The organism is Devosia sp. WQ 349K1 (genome assembly GCF_016595685.1).
Classification (GTDB): domain Bacteria; phylum Pseudomonadota; class Alphaproteobacteria; order Rhizobiales; family Devosiaceae; genus Devosia.
This window is the reverse complement of sequence record NZ_JAENGO010000001.1, coordinates 848,358-863,503: the sequence shown is the minus strand read 5'-3', so window position 1 is coordinate 863,503 and position 15,146 is coordinate 848,358. Positions and strand designations below refer to the sequence as shown.

Sequence of the window (15,146 nt, the reverse complement as noted above, 5' to 3'; positions counted from 1 at the left end):
CTTAATGACCAAGATTACCTATGTCACCGCTCAGGGTGAACGTATCGAAACTGTTGGCGAAAACGGCTCCACCGTCATGGAAACGGCGATCATGAACGCTGTTCCGGGCATCGTCGCCGAGTGCGGTGGTGCGTGCACCTGCGCGACTTGCCACGTTTATATCGACGCTGCATGGCGCGACACGGTTGGTGGTCCATCGTCGATGGAAGAAGACATGCTCGACTTCGCCTTCGACGTTCGTGACGAAAGTCGCTTGTCATGCCAGATCAAGGTGCGTGGCGAGCTCGATGGTCTTGTCGTTCACGTACCGAGCCGCCAGGGCTGAGGGTTTGATTTTCAAGTTTGAAGGGGCCGCAGCAATGCGGTCCCTTTTTTGTTGGCCATACTGCTTTCACGCAGAAGCCTTTCTCTCTCCGCGTCAGCCGTCGCAACGGACCGCACACCACTCACCGCCCGTCATCCTCTGACTTGCAGAATTATCCGGCCTGACGCGGACCGTGCAATTCGGAGAATATTTCTCTCCAAACGGGTCGCTACACGCAAATTGCACGACCAAAACTGGCGCCGCTCGTCAGCAAAAAATTCTCTCTGGCGATCCGGGAAAGATTTATTTGGCGAGAAGTGGCCTGCATGGTGATGCTCTTTCCAAGTCACGCGTCTGAAGAGGAAAATAAAAGCTATCGAATTTCAAGCCATTGTTGCGCTTGATGAAATTAGATTAGGTTCCAGCATCTATTGTTTGGAAACCAAATGGGCAGTCTCAACACATTTCCGTTGAGTTTTAAGGTCAAGGGTAAGCGCATCATCATCGTCGGCGGTAACGATGAAGCCCTTAATAAGGTCCGGTTGGTTAGTAAGACGACAGCTTCGGTAGAGATTTACTCCCAGACTGTCGAAACTGACTTCTCCGCCTTTCCTGTAACCATCATCCCTCGTGCCATCACTGCAGACGACGTTGTCGGCGCAAGCCTCGTCTTCGTCGCAGAAGAAAGCGACGCGGCAGAGTTGGCCAAGGCGACAGCACGTCGCCTCGGCATTCCGCTTAATGTGGTCGACGTTCCAGCCGAATGTGATTTCTATACGCCCTCAATCGTGGATCGTGCGCCACTGACCGTGGCGATCTCCACTGAGGGCGATGCTCCCGTTCTCGCGCGTCTTGTCCGCGCGCAAATGGAAGCCATGCTGTCGCCCAGCGTCGGCAAGATCGCTGGCCTTGCGGGTAAGATGCGCCACGCGGTCGAGGCCCTGATCCACGAGGGGCCGAAGCGTCGTCGGTATTACGAAGAGCTTGTCAGTTCACCCGCGGTCGCTCGTGCTGTCGAAGCGGGCGCAGGAGACGCCGCAGCCAATGATCTCCTTCAGCAGCACGCGAATGCTGGCAGCGGCGAAGGCGTCGTTTGGTTGATCGGCGCGGGCCCGGGTTCTGAAGACCTGCTAACCTTACGCGCCCAGCGCTTGCTTCAATCCGCTGATGTGATTGTTCACGATCAGCTCGTCCCCGCAGCCGTGGTGGAGATGGGCCGCCGCGATGCCGAACAGATTTGCGTTGGCAAGGCGCGGGGACACCATTCCTTCAGTCAGGCTCAGATCAATACCCTCATCGTGCGTCTCGCCTCGGAGGGTAAAAAGGTCGCCCGGCTCAAGTCCGGCGACCCGATGATTTTTGGGCGCGCGGGCGAAGAGATCGCGGCTCTGCGCAAAGCCGGCATTGCTTACGATATCGTGCCTGGCGTCAGTGCGGCTCTTGCCGCTGCCGCAGATACGGCAACGCCAGTTACTCTGCGTGGCGTGTCGACGGGCTTTGTCGTTGCGACGGCGCACGGCGCGGACGACACAGATTTGAACCATTGGGCGGCGCTGGCGCAGTCGGGGCTGACGGTCGCGCTTTACATGGGCAAAGCCATCGCCGCCGAAACGGCCGCGCGACTGGTTTCGCATGGGGCAGGTTTTGATCTTCCTGTCGGCATTGTCGTCAATGCGGGCAGGGCGGATCGGACATTCTATTCGGGCACGCTTGGTGCCTTGGCAGAAGGTGCAGTCGAGTTCGTCGATGGACCCGCCGTCATTCTGATTGGACGGGCTGTCGCCCACGGTGATTGGGCGCAAGCGGCCTCGGCCGCTGCTGAGAGTTTTAAGGTAGCGTGACTATGGAAATTCTAACCGGCAACGAGCTGATCTCGGGCGCCGCTGTTTATCTCGATGGACACGGCGTTTGGGTCGAGGACCTGCAGTCCGCGCGTCTTTACGCCAAGGACGAGGCCGTTGCCCGCGATGAGGCGCTGGCAGCCAGCAAGGCCACCGGCCGTGTGGTCAGTCTGGAAATTGAAGAAGTTGAGCAGGTCGACGGGGTGATTGTGCCCAAGCGCCTGCGCGAACGCATCAGGGCGGCGGGCCCCACCGCTCCCCTCTCTTTGAACGGGCAGGCATACGAACGCCAGCACTTGGGTGAAGACGGGCATGTATCGATACGATGAATTTGACGCGGCTTTCGTTGCAGGCCGCACTGCGCAATTTGCTGATCAGGTGAAGCGTCGTCTTTCCGGCGAGCTGAGCGAAGACCAGTTCCGTCCGCTCCGTCTGATGAACGGGCTCTACCTGCAGCTGCACGCCTATATGCTGCGTGTGGCCGTGCCTTATGGCACGCTCAGTTCGCGCCAGATGCGGAAACTGGCTCATATCGCCCGCACATATGACCGGGGCTATGGCCATTTTACCACGCGCCAGAACATTCAATACAATTGGCCAAAGCTGAGCGATATCCCCGCGGTGTTGGAAGAGCTGGCGAGCGTTGAGATGCACGCCATCCAAACCTCGGGCAATTGCATTCGCAACGTCACGACGGATCAATTCGCTGGTGCTGCTGCCGATGAAATCATCGACTCGCGCCCGATTGCCGAAATCCTGCGCCAGTGGTCGAGCCTCCACCCGGAGTTCTCATACCTCCCACGCAAATTCAAAATCGCCATCACCGGTTCGCCCAATGATCGCGCCGCCATCCGCTTCCACGACATTGGTCTGCAAGCAGCGGTAAATGGGTCCGGCGAGATCGGCTGGGAAGTTTGGGTGGGTGGCGGCCTTGGCCGCACGCCGATGATCGCCAAGCTCCTCAACAGCTTCGTTCCAAACGAGCATTTGCTGGCTTATCTCGAAAGCATCATGCGGGTTTATAACCGCTATGGCCGCCGCGATAACAAATACAAAGCGCGCATCAAGATCCTCGTCCACGAAGAAGGGCTGGAAAGCATCAAGGGGCAGGTTGAGGCCGAATTTTCCGAAGTGCGTGGCGGCGTTCTCACCCTTCCGCAGGAAGAGGTTGATCGTATCTCTGCCTATTTCGCTCCGCCTGCGTTTGCCGACCGTTCGGGCGACAGTATCGACATCGCCTATCAGTCGATCATCGATCCGGCCTATGGCCGTTGGCTCGACAATAACCTGCATCCGCATGTCCAGCCGGGCTATGCCTCGGTGACCATTTCGCTCAAGCCGGTTGGCGGCGCTCCTGGCGATGCCACCGATGCGCAGATGGATGTGGTGGCCGATCTCGCCGAGCGCTATTCCTATGATGAGCTGCGCGTTACCCATGAGCAGAACCTCGTGCTGCCGCACGTCGCCATCGCCGATCTGCGCGCAGTGTTTGATGTGCTCGTCGCCCATGATTTGGCCGAGGGTAATAACAACCTCATCACCGACATGATCTGCTGCCCGGGCCTCGATTTCTGCGCGCTTGCCAATGCGCGCTCGATCCCGATCGCACAGGAAATCTCGCGCAAATTTGCTGATCCGGTACGCCAGAAGAAAATCGGAGACCTCAAGATCAAGATTTCCGGCTGCATCAACGCTTGTGGTCACCACCACGTTGGCCACATCGGGCTCTTGGGCGTCGAGAAGAAGGGCGGCGAGCTTTATCAGATCACGCTCGGCGGCGACGCCACCGAAAACGCTTCTGTGGGCAAGATCATCGGACCCGGCTTTGAGGCCGAAGAGGTGCCAAACGCCATTGAGAAGCTCGTAGATTTCTACATCAGCCAGCGTCAGGGCGAAGAAGAAACCTTCCTCGCAGCCTATCGCCGCTTGGGCGAAGCCCCCTTCAAGGAGGCGCTCTATGGCTGAACTTACTTCTCTTTACCTCTCCCTTTGGGGGAGAGGTCGGCGCGTAGCGACGAGTGAGGGGGCCTCTTCTCATGGCAATGCCTAAACTCGCCCCCGTTCCCGTCGCCAATGAAAAGCTTCGCGCGCTTGGCATTCTCGCCCTCAATGGCATGTTCGACGAAATGGATGCCGTTGGCGTGCTGCGCTATGCCGTCAGCGATGTCCTGCCCGACGATCTCGCCATTGTCTCAAGCTTTGGTGCGGATTCTGCTGTGCTGCTGCATATGGTGGCGCAAGTCGATCCGTCCATGCCGGTCTATTTCCTCGAAACTGGCAAGCACTTTGCGGAGACGCTTGAATATGTCGAAACGCTCAAGCGTACGCTCGGCCTCTCAAATGTCCGGGCGATCCATCCTGATCCAAAAGACATCACGCGATTTGATCCTGATGGCACGCTCTGGCAGTCGGACCCGGATAGCTGCTGCCATATTCGCAAGACCGAACCGCTCGAACCTATCACGCTACAATTTGGCGGCTGGGTGACGGGGCGTAAGCGCCACCAGACCAGAGAGCGCGGCGTTCTTCCGCATTTTGAATTGACCGCTGATGATCGCATCAAGGTCAATCCGCTCGCTTATTTTACCGACGAAGACGTCATCGCCTATCGCAATGAGCACAAGCTTCCGGAGCATCCGCTCTACGCGAAGGGCTTTAAGTCCATCGGCTGCGCGCCATGCACCTCTGCGGTGGCAGAGGGCGAAGACCCGCGAGCTGGCCGTTGGCGCGGCAAGAACAAGAAAGAATGCGGTATCCATTATGATTTCAACGGAGCGATTGCCCCCGCTATGACCGCCGCTGCTCGTCACACGCTCTGGAAGGATGGCGCTTTTATCGCCGATCCCTTCACCGCTTTTTCAGAGGATGTCTCGCCTTCGGAGGCGCGCTATGTGCACGTCCCGCTTGCCCATTTCCTCACGCACCGCAGCGACTATCTTGCCAATCCGCATCCGCTCGGACTTCTTATAGCCCCCAGCGACAAAATCGAAGCGGTGGAAGATGATCTCGCGCGTTTCGCCTCTATTGCGATTTCGTTCCCGGCCTACACCGATGGTCGCGGCTATTCGGCCGCTCGTTTATTGGCGGAACGGCTCAAATATGTCGGTGAAATCAGAGCTGTAGGCGATGTTCTGCAGGATCAGATTCCGCATATGTATCGTTGTGGCTTCACCGCGCTCGTGGTCAGCCATGAGCCGTCGCGCCAAGCGCTGATCGAAAAACGACTGCCAGAAATGGCATTGTTTTATCAGCCAGTTGGATTGACGGAAGTGCCTGCGGGCACGCGCCCCTTCCTTCGACGCGCGTCGTGAGTTAAGTGGAGCGCGCGTATCGCCTTTGACGAGGCAAAACGGGGGCGCTGGTGACAGCGGCTGTTCCCATTCATTCAGTGCGGGGCACTTGGCCCCGATGGGACCTTATATCCAGAGTCCACTGGGCTCTGGTTTCGATTGGACGTGAGAGATGACCACTGAGATCACCACCGATGTTGTTGTAATTGGCGCGGGCCCATGCGGGCTTTTCGCTGCCTTTGAGCTCGGGCTTCTCGACATCAAATGCCACTTCATCGACATTCTTGATCGCGCCGGCGGCCAGTGCGCAGAACTTTATCCTGAAAAGCCGATCTATGACATTCCGGGCTTCCCGGTCGTCACAGGTCAGCAGCTGACCGACAATCTCATGGCGCAGATCGCGCCATTCTCGCCTGAGTTCCACTTCTCGCGCATGGTCAATTCCATCGAGAAGCAGGAAGATGGCTCGTTCAAGCTCACCACTGACGCGGACGAAGTGTTCAACACCAAGGTTGTGGTCATCGCTGCTGGCGGTGGTTCTTTCCAGCCAAAGCGTCCGCCAGTTGCGGACATTGAGCAGTTCGAAAACAAGTCTGTCTTCTACGCTGTACGCAAAATGGAAGATTTCCGTGGTCAGGACGTAGTCATCGTCGGCGGTGGCGATAGCGCTCTCGACTGGACCCTGGCTCTCGAATCCGTTGCGCGCACCATCACCCTTGTGCACCGCCGCGACGCCTTCAAGGCAGCTCCCGCTTCGGTCAACAAGATGAAGGAACTGGTTGCTGAAGGTAAGGTCAACTTCCAGCTCGGTCAGATCGCCAAGCTTGAAGGCGAAAACGGTCAGCTCAACCACGTTCACCTCGCAACCGATGCGGGCGATCTCTCGATCCCAGCAACCCGCTTGCTGCCGTTCTTTGGCCTGACCATGAAGCTTGGTCCGGTTGCTGATTGGGGCCTTGAACTCAATGACAACACCATCGTCGTTGACACTGAAAAGTTCCAGACTTCGGTTCCAGGCATTTTCGCCATTGGCGACATCAACTGGTACCCAGGTAAGCTCAAGCTGATCCTGTCCGGCTTCCATGAAGCGGCTCTGATGGCGCAAGCCGCTAAGGCCGTCATCTCTCCCGGCGAACGCGTTGTGTTCCAATACACCACCAGCTCGACCAAGCTGCAGAAGAAGCTCGGCGTCGCATAAGGCTAGCGCCCAACACACTGTTTGCGGCGAGGGCGTAGGACTTGCTTCTACGCCCTTTCGGCTTTATCCCCATCGCGCTGTTGAGGAGCGACTGAATGAAGATCACTGTAACTGATCAGGCTGGCGAAGTTCACGAGCTTGAGGGCTTGGAAGGCTGGCGCGTGATGGAAGTGATCCGCGATTGGGGCCTGAACATTAAGGCTGAATGCGGCGGCGCCTGCGCCTGCGCGACCTGCCATGTCTATGTCGATCCGGAATGGCTGGCCGCCGTTGGCGCTCCCAATGACGACGAAGAAGATATGCTGGACACGGTTGGCGACGTGAAATCCAACTCGCGTCTCTCGTGCCAGATCCTCTGTTCAGACGACCTAGATGGTCTCAAACTGACCCTAGCGCCGAGCGCAGCTAAGGACTGAGTGGGTTTTATCACCCCCACTAACCTCGCCCTAATAGGGGGAGGGACGACAGCGCCTCATGATAATATCTCCCGTCGGACTCGATCTGGCTCCTCCCCTGTAGGGGAGGCCGGGTGGGGTATTGGCCCCTCCATCTCACTACCGAGCCTGTTCCGGCAATCCAGTGCAATGCTTGTTCACTCTCCCCGACATAAGTCCGGGGATGACGCCCACTGCTACCACGCTCCGTTGTCGATGCTTTAAGCTCTCCTGCCTTAGGAACGCGGCGTATTTCTTTCTGACCACATGGGCTAGTCGATGAGTGCCGTTTCATGCCGAGGCTGCCAAGATGCGGAACCGTTTCCGATTGCCTTCACCATGGCGTTTCAACCGATCGTCGATGTGAGTGCCGGAGAAATCTGGGGCTATGAGGCACTGGTTCGGGGTGCCGAAGGACAGGGGGCCGGTACGGTGCTCGCCGTCGTCACGGAAGCGAACCGTTATGTCTTCGACCAGGCGTGTCGCGTAAAAGCCATTGAGCTGGCAGGCCAGCATTTGCCAGCATCGTCGACAGCTCGTCTTTCGATCAACTTCATGCCCAATGCGGTTTATGAGCCGCGCGCCTGCATCCGCGCGACCTTGGCCGCTGCCGCACGGACAGAGTTCAACCCGCATCGCCTGATGTTTGAGTTCACCGAAAACGAGCGCATGGCAGATGCCTCACACGTCGCCAACATCGTGGCCGAGTATAAGCGCATGGGGTTTCTGACCGCGCTTGATGATTTTGGTGCCGGCTATGCCGGGCTCGGCCTGCTTGCCAAATTCCAGCCAGACCTCATCAAGATCGATATGGAACTGCTGCGCGGCATTGATACGTCGTCGGCGCGCCAGCATATTATCGGCGCTATTGTAACCATGGCCCAGCAGTTGGGCGTGATGGTATTGGCCGAAGGCGTTGAGACTGAAGGCGAACTCAACGCACTCCGTCAGGCGGGTATCTCGCTCTTCCAAGGCTATTATTTCGCTCGGCCCCAGATCGAGCAATTTCAAGCCATTGGCGACATCCGCCTCGCTGCCTAACTGCCAGACCGCCCACACCCTCCAGCCGTCACCCTCGGGCTTGACCCGAGGGCTCTTCGCCGTGCTGTGCAGCACTGAGGATCATCGCTTCCATCGTCATTGCCGGACAAACCCGGTGATGACGAACTGCAAGGAGCGCGGAAGGGCAAGCGACGAGCGCTCCATTATGCCCCTTTGCCCGCATCCTGTGTGATCTTCACCAGCTCGGGAATGAAGTCGCGAACCATCGGCTGCGGTTGGGTGTCAAATGGCAGTGGCCTCACGACCCGCATCGCGGCGATACCGACACGCACCGTCATCAGACCGTTCACCACGCCTTCGCCCAAGCGTGCCGACAGCTTCGCGGCCAGACCTTGCCCGACGAGCTGCTCGACGATGCCGTCCGTGAGCACTAAGCCACCTGTAACGGCCAAATGGGAGAGAACGGCACCCGTGAACCTAAAGAACCCAAAGAGGCCCGGGCGGGCCCCGTAGAGGGCTGCGATAGAGCTTGCGAGCCGGATGCTCTCATAAATCACAAATGCAATGTCGATCAGCGCGCGGGGCGACACCGCCGTAACAAGCGCCACGCGACGCGCCGACGCCGCAGTGAGGCGTTTGGCCTTCGCATCAAGCGGGGACATCAGCGCGCGCTCCGAGAGAGCGATCACCTCATTGCCGTCGAACATATTGGGCAGATGTTCGGAGACGTTCTGCTTGGCTTGTGCCAGATCGGCGCGAGACGCGTATATGGCGAGCAGTTCGTCGGCGACTTTGCCCGCACGGTGGCGGTCGTTCTCGGCTTTTGCGCGTGCGGCATCGGCTTTCAGCGCATCAAGAACGCGCAGGCGTCGGAGCGCAAAAAACTCGCGCGTCAGCAGCGCCAGAATGGCTACGATGAACGCGCCAAGAACGCCTAGGCCAATGTAGCCGACATAGACATTCTGCGCGAAGAGATCGCTGATGAGCCGCTCAGCCGCCAGACCCAGTCCGGCGGATACGAGGATGCCACCCGTCGTCCAAGCGATCCGCCCAACCCAGCCCATGCGTCGGGCCGGTGGCGTTATCAATTCCGGGTCTGGTTCAGGCTCGAACGCGACTTCAACGATCTCCGCCCGTTCCGCTGCGAATGCCCTTGGTGCGCGCACGGGCACCTGGCTCTCTTCGGACGACGTGATGGTGTGGGCAACAGGGCGCTTCATGCCATCCAGTCTCCAATGAGATAATCAATGGCGCGGTCTAGGCGGATATGCGGAAGCACAACATCACCGGCGGCATTGCGCTCAAGGCGTTGTGGCGGCGTGAAACGCAGGAAATTCAAGTCCACTGGCGCGCCATCTTCGAATAATGAATCCGGCCGCGCAGGCAAGTCGCCGGGGAATAGAGCGATTTCGGTTTTGCCGTCATAGACGGTCCCATCCAGTTCTTCGCCGGCGATGGGCGTTCCAACCAGCGTGGGCAGTGTATGACCATCCTCGCGGATGGTGCCTTCGGTGGTCGCACGAATGCCGGCAAGGGCCATGGATTTGGCGTCAGCCCCTGCAAAGCGGCCGCGCTTGGCAGCATTAGCAACCAGCCGATTGAGAATGGCTTCGAGCTTGTCGTGGCTCGTGTGGTGCACATGGTCCGCTTTCGTCGCGGCGAACAGAACCCGATCGATCCGGCGCGAGAATGGCCGCAGAATGGGGTTCGCTTCGCCTTGACGGAAACAAGCCATAACAGCGGTCAGCGCCGTTTCGAGATCGCTCACTGCGGCAGCGCCAGTGTTCAGCGCGCGCAGCGTATCGACTAGCACGATCTGCCGATCGAGCCGCGCAAAGTGATCGCGGAAGAAGGGGCGGACGATGCGGTCCTTATAGGCCTCGTAGCGCTGCTCAAGCATGCGGTAGAGGCTATTGCGCGGAATGTCTCCGGCAGGCAGCGGCAGTGGCGCGAAGGTGAGGGCAGGCGAGCCTTCCAAATCACCGGGCAACAGGAAGCGACCGGGCGGTAGCGTCGAGAGGGCTCCGTGCTCGCGGCTGCGGCGCAGATAAGTCGTGAAGGCCGCAGCAAGGTGTTCGGCCAAAACGTCCGTTGCCTCCCCCTTGACGTCAACCGTGTTAAGCTCGGTCAGGAACTCGGAAGCCTCGGCGAGGTGTCCCGGCTTTTGTGCGCGCTCCAGCGCGTCCTTGCTCCACTCGGCGTAGGACAGGCCCAAGAGCGGCAGGTCAAGCAGCCATTCGCCGGGGTAGTCGACGATATCGAGGTTCAGCGTCGCCGGGCCACGCATATTGGACCACCATTTGGCTGACTGATATTTCAGGACAATCCTGAGCTGTGAAATGCGTTTTGTGCCTTCTGGCCACGTCGGCGGGTTGCCCGTCAGCGTTGCCAGGTGCTGCTCATAGGCAAAGCGCGGGATGGTCGCATCGGGGTATTCGGCCAATCGCGCGCCAATGAAACGCCCCTCAGATGCCGGCACAAAGCCAGGCAAACGCCCATTGGTGAGGAGGTTATGAACGAGCGCGGTGATGAAGATGGTTTTGCCAGCGCGGCTCAAGCCGGTGACGCCCAATCTCAAGGTTGGGGTCATCACGCCAGTGGCGCTATCTGCAAGATTGGAAAGAGCAATACCGATTTCGTCGGTCAGTCTGGTGGGCGGTTGCGGCACGCGGTCAGTCCTCAATGGCACCCAGAATTTAAGGGCGTTCTGCGCCAATACAAGGCTTTAACCCCAAGTGGGGGAGAGCCGTTCCAAAACAAAGGGGCCACGAGGGCCCCTTTGGATATTATGCGCCAATCTCGTCGAGATTGTATGGCGTGGATTGGTAGATCTCGTTGATCCAGTTCTGGAACAAGAGATGCCCATGGCTACGCCAGATATTGCGCGGCGCTTGGGTCGGATCATTGTCCGGATAAAGATTGGCCGGCGGCGGGGTGTCGAGCCCCTCCTTGATATCGCGCTCATACTCATCGGCTAACGAGCGATTGTCGTATTCGAAGTGGTTGAGGAAATAGACCGCGCGCTGGTTTTTGTCGCCCAGCATGCACAGGCCAACGTCTTGGCTATCAACCATAATCTCAAGGTTATCACCGAGCGTGCTGCGGTCGATATCATTGTAGCGCGAAACGGGCACCATCAGATTATCGGACATGCCGCGCAGGAATGGCGAACGCGGAGTGATCACTTGATGCTCGTACACACCAAACGACTTCTTCTCGGTGCGATAGCGACGGGCACCATGGAAGTGGTGCAGCGCGGCCTGAGCGCCCCAGCAGATAAACATGGTGTGGTGCACATTGGTGCGGGTCCACTCCATAATTTCGAGCATTTCTGGCCAGTAGCGCACTTCCTCAAACGGCATATGCGCAATCGGCGCGCCAGTGATGATGAAGCCGTCGAACTTCTTGTTCTTCACTTCGTCCCAGGTTTGGTAGAACGAATTGAGGTATTCTTCCGAGGTATGCTTGGACTGGTGCTCGGTGATGCGCACGAGCGACAGGTTCACCTGCAACGGCGTCGAGCCGATAAGGCGCGTGAACTGGGTTTCAGTTCGCTCCTTATTCGGCATCAGATTGAGCAGGCCGATTTCAAGCGGACGGATATCCTGACGCGCAGCGCGCGAGGAATCCATGACATATACGCCCTCGTCTTCGAGGGTCTTTCGGGCAGGCAGCCCGTCTGGAATTCTAATAGGCATGGTGGCCTCTTATTCGATGCAAGGAGAGAGCGTTTCGAGCGGAGCGCGCGTCACCACGGGGTGCGCGCGCTAGCGCATTCGCTTCTCAATTGCGGCGGCCACCAGATCGATAAACTCGTCGCCATCGCGGACAGTGGCCAAGTCCGATGCTTCGATAACATAGCCGAAATTGTCCGCGAGCGCTTGGTAGCGCGGCAGACGATCATGGAGCAGAGCTTCAAAGCCCCAGGCTCCGAACCCGGCTGGGTCGACATCGCAGTCGTCCATAATGCCGTTGATCAGCTTATACTCGGCCCATTTCTCAACGAGAAATTCGGGGCGATAATACATGGGCTTCGGCGACTTTTTAAACCGCTTCACCAGCTCGATCGCATCCTTGTCGGTGCCACGGATGTAAATAAGCGCCGTGTGCGCGGCCAGCGTCTTAACCACCGGGTCTTCGGCATTGGTTGGGTCGATCACTTCGATCAGCGAGCCGCCGGTGTCTGCAATGAAGTCATTGTAGCCGTACAGGGCCTTCGCACGGTCGAAGAAGTAGGGAACGTCCTGCAGCGCCGCGATTTCCGCCACGCGATGTTGCTCTTGGCGGCGTTGATATTCCGCCAAGGGCAATCCCCCCCGCGTTTCATCGCCCGGCGTGCCGAGATAGGTCGAGAGCGGGTCGAGATTGTCGAAGGTGATGTTGGACGAGATGTAGATGGAGTCCGAGCGCAGCAGTTGCGCGAGGAACGGCACCTTCATCGCCTCATGTTTGAAATTGTCGACGATAAACTCGCCCATGTAGCGCGTGCCAATGCGGTAGTCGGCCGAATAGTGGAACCAGCTATTGTCGCGCAGCATATTGCTCAGACGAGTTTTGCCCACGCCTGCCATGCCAAACACGGTGATCGCGCGTCTCGGGGCCTTCACAAATTCATCGGCGCTGGAAAACAGCATTTGGGCAGTCTCGTCGTTATATAGATCGGTTCGATTTAGCTGATGCTCTGTGGTTTCACAAGCAAGAGGCAAAAACTGCCGGTTGGAGTGGATCGTTTTGCCGTGGTTGCCAAGTTTATTGTGATGTAAAAGTCAAAATCGTTAATAGATTCAACGTTCCAAGTAAGTGGCATCCGTCTTGCTTTGTTAGTGCCAAGTGAGCCCAGTTGGGCGCGAGGTTAGGCGGAGCGAATAATGGGTATATATGGTGCACTTTCTACTGCGGTTACTGGGTTGCGCGCTCAGTCTCATGCACTAGAGAATATATCAGGTAATATCGCAAACTCTCAGACTGTTGGTTACAAGCGTATCGACACGAGTTTTAAGGATCTGATCGCAGACGCGCCGGTCCGTGCGCAAATTCCTGGTGCGGTGCTTGCTCAGTCGCAATCGACCAACAATCAGCAGGGCGATATCCAGACTAGCTCCAACGAGACCTATATCGCTCTGAACGGTAACGGCTTTTTTGTTGTTGAGCCTAAGATTGGCCAGGCTGATGGTTCGCCGCTATTCGCTGGCACCAATAACTTCACCCGTCGTGGCGATTTTGAGATCGATAAGGACGGACTTCTTGTCAATGGCGCGGGCTACTACCTGAAGGGGTTCCCGATCGATACCGCCACTGGGAATATCTCGGGCTCTGTGCCGAGTGTGATTTCGATCTCAAACGCCTATTTGCCCGCCAATGTGACGCGTTTAATCAACTACCAGGCGAACCTGCCACAGGTTCCCAAGACGGCCAACTACAACGCTGCATCGCCAAATAGCGAGCTGATGAAGACTTGGTCCTACACTGGAGTTTCCGGTAGTCCTGCCTATCCGCGTACGACAAACGGTGCGACCATTTCCGATTTTGCGACGAGTGTCCCTGCTCGTGCAGTCGGCGCGCAGACCTATGTCGGAACAGCGGCGGCAAATACCATCGCCAATGACGGCGATCTGCTGGCCGTGACGATGCATGGCGCCACCTACAACCTGCTGTTCGCTCCGACCGGTACGACGCCTGGCGTTGGCGAAATCCTGATCGATAACACTGGTACGGTCGCTGATGTGGTGGGCCGAATTCAGACGGCCCTGCGCACGGCGACGGGTGAGCCGACGGTTTCGGCTCAACTGCGCCATGGCGCGATGGTGTTGTCCGCTGGGGATGGCAATACGGCAGACCTTACCTTAGCCACGACACGCGCTGCGGGCGGTGCAGTCGTTGGTGGCATGCTTGGACTGGGCGACGGGACGAAAACTGCCCAGACTGGGGGGGCTGTGACTTCGGCCACAACGCCAGGTTATATGGCCGTCTCTCATGGTCAATCGATGGAAATCAACATCGGTGGTCTGGTCCGCAAGTATACGTTCGATGCTGTTGGTGGCATGACCGCAGGTACGGGCGAGGCGATCATCAATTCCAGTAAAACACTGGATGGCATGCTGGCGGATATTCAGACGGATCTGCGGGCGAACGGCGGGCCGGGTGCTGCTGATGCGCGGGTGGTCTATGAGGGTGGCAAGGTCGTTGTCTCGTTTGATAGCAACTATCTCTACAATGTGTCGATCACGGGCAGCGCGGCCACAGCGCTTGGAGTGAATGGCTCCTTTGCTGCCGAAACCGGTACGCTCGCCACGATCACTGCCGATGACTCCGCAAAGTTCATCTCCGAGTCGATTTCTGGTGGTGCAATAACCGTTTACGCCGACAACGGTGCACCGGCGAACGTCCAGTTGCGTTGGGCGAAAGTGGATAGCGAAGCCACAGGTGGTCAGGACAAGTGGCAGTTGTTTTACATGTCCAACAGCACTGCCGTCGGCGGTGCTACGGCATGGACCAATGTTGGGCAAGACTACACCTTCAACCCCAACGGTACCCTCGTTGCTCCAGGCGTGACCGAAGCCACGATCAGCAATTTGACGGTCAACGGCGTCACCATCGGCGACGTGAAATTGCGTCACCAAGAGAACGGGATGTCGGAATTCGCAGACGTCAATGGTTCCGTGAGTGTTTCGACGCTCAACCAGAACGGCTATGGCGCTGGTGAATATCTCTCCGTTGCCGTTACCGATGAAGGGCGCGTTGTTGCGACCTATTCCAACGGTGAGCGTCTTGAACTTGCGCAGGTGGCTACCGCCCAGTTCAACGGTGTGAACTCGCTCAAGCGTCTCGACGGTGGCGTCTATCAGGCGACCGCGGAGTCTGGGGAGCCCATCATCGACCTCTCCGGCAGTGGTATTATCGGGGGAGCGCTGGAGTCATCGAATACCGATATCTCCGACGAATTCACCAAGCTGATCATCACGCAGCAGGCCTATTCGGCCAGTACGCGCATCGTCTCTACAGCCGATGAAATGCTCCAAGAAGTGCTGAACATGATCCGCTAAGGCGGGTCATGACTTTCCCCTCGGCTAGGATGGC

The 15,146-nt window shown here is 58.0% G+C and carries 13 protein-coding genes; 9 read left to right on the top strand and 4 right to left on the bottom strand.

Features of this window, described 5'->3' with window-relative positions:
• Positions 1–4 precede the first annotated feature (4 nt).
• The 8 genes from JHL21_RS04125 to JHL21_RS04090 all read left to right on the top strand — a co-directional run bounded on the left by JHL21_RS04125 (position 5) and on the right by JHL21_RS04090 (position 8,108).
• Positions 5–325, top strand: a complete 321-nt coding sequence (locus JHL21_RS04125; RefSeq protein ID WP_169195219.1) for a 2Fe-2S iron-sulfur cluster-binding protein — start codon at positions 5–7, stop codon at positions 323–325.
• Between the two features lie 425 nt (positions 326–750).
• Positions 751–2,145 (top strand): siroheme synthase CysG, encoded by a 1,395-nt coding sequence (cysG, locus tag JHL21_RS04120; RefSeq protein ID WP_200212025.1) that lies wholly within the window; start codon positions 751–753, stop codon positions 2,143–2,145.
• 2 nt (positions 2,146–2,147) lie between these two features.
• Positions 2,148–2,474 (top strand): DUF2849 domain-containing protein, encoded by a 327-nt coding sequence (locus JHL21_RS04115; RefSeq protein ID WP_210257056.1) that lies wholly within the window; start codon positions 2,148–2,150, stop codon positions 2,472–2,474.
• Positions 2,458–4,110 (top strand): nitrite/sulfite reductase, encoded by a 1,653-nt coding sequence (locus JHL21_RS04110; protein WP_200212024.1) that lies wholly within the window; start codon positions 2,458–2,460, stop codon positions 4,108–4,110. Before JHL21_RS04115 ends, JHL21_RS04110 begins: the two co-directional genes overlap by 17 nt.
• 71 nt (positions 4,111–4,181) lie before the next feature.
• Entirely contained in the window at positions 4,182–5,456 is a 1,275-nt protein-coding gene (locus tag JHL21_RS04105) for a phosphoadenylyl-sulfate reductase (protein ID WP_200212023.1), read from the top strand.
• Between the two features lie 151 nt (positions 5,457–5,607).
• Entirely contained in the window at positions 5,608–6,633 is a 1,026-nt protein-coding gene (locus JHL21_RS04100; protein ID WP_169195224.1) for an NAD(P)/FAD-dependent oxidoreductase, read from the top strand.
• Between the two features lie 95 nt (positions 6,634–6,728).
• Positions 6,729–7,049, top strand: coding sequence for a 2Fe-2S iron-sulfur cluster-binding protein (locus JHL21_RS04095; protein ID WP_200212021.1), 321 nt, complete (start codon positions 6,729–6,731; stop codon positions 7,047–7,049).
• A 297-nt stretch (positions 7,050–7,346) separates the two neighbouring features.
• The gene (locus JHL21_RS04090) at positions 7,347–8,108 is read left to right on the top strand and encodes an EAL domain-containing protein (protein ID WP_200212019.1); all 762 of its coding nucleotides are present in this window, start codon (positions 7,347–7,349) and stop codon (positions 8,106–8,108) included.
• Positions 8,109–8,272: 164 nt separating this feature from the next.
• Here the strand turns inward: JHL21_RS04090 and JHL21_RS04085 are convergent, their stop codons facing one another.
• From JHL21_RS04085 to JHL21_RS04070, 4 genes are all read right to left on the bottom strand, one after another.
• Entirely contained in the window at positions 8,273–9,289 is a 1,017-nt protein-coding gene (locus JHL21_RS04085; RefSeq protein ID WP_200212017.1) for a YcjF family protein, read from the bottom strand.
• Positions 9,286–10,737, bottom strand: a complete 1,452-nt coding sequence (locus JHL21_RS04080) for a YcjX family protein (protein WP_367948152.1) — start codon at positions 10,735–10,737, stop codon at positions 9,286–9,288. Before JHL21_RS04080 ends, JHL21_RS04085 begins: the two co-directional genes overlap by 4 nt.
• A 118-nt stretch (positions 10,738–10,855) precedes the next feature.
• Positions 10,856–11,767 (bottom strand): homoserine O-succinyltransferase, encoded by a 912-nt coding sequence (metA, locus tag JHL21_RS04075; protein ID WP_169195228.1) that lies wholly within the window; start codon positions 11,765–11,767, stop codon positions 10,856–10,858.
• A 69-nt stretch (positions 11,768–11,836) separates the two neighbouring features.
• Positions 11,837–12,703 (bottom strand): ATPase, encoded by an 867-nt coding sequence (locus JHL21_RS04070; protein WP_199530948.1) that lies wholly within the window; start codon positions 12,701–12,703, stop codon positions 11,837–11,839.
• Between the two features lie 234 nt (positions 12,704–12,937).
• Here JHL21_RS04070 and JHL21_RS04065 point away from each other — a divergent pair, with 234 nt between their 5' ends.
• A complete protein-coding gene (locus JHL21_RS04065; protein ID WP_200212015.1) occupies positions 12,938–15,112 on the top strand; it encodes a flagellar hook-basal body complex protein in 2,175 nt (724 codons plus the stop codon).
• Positions 15,113–15,146 lie beyond the last annotated feature (34 nt).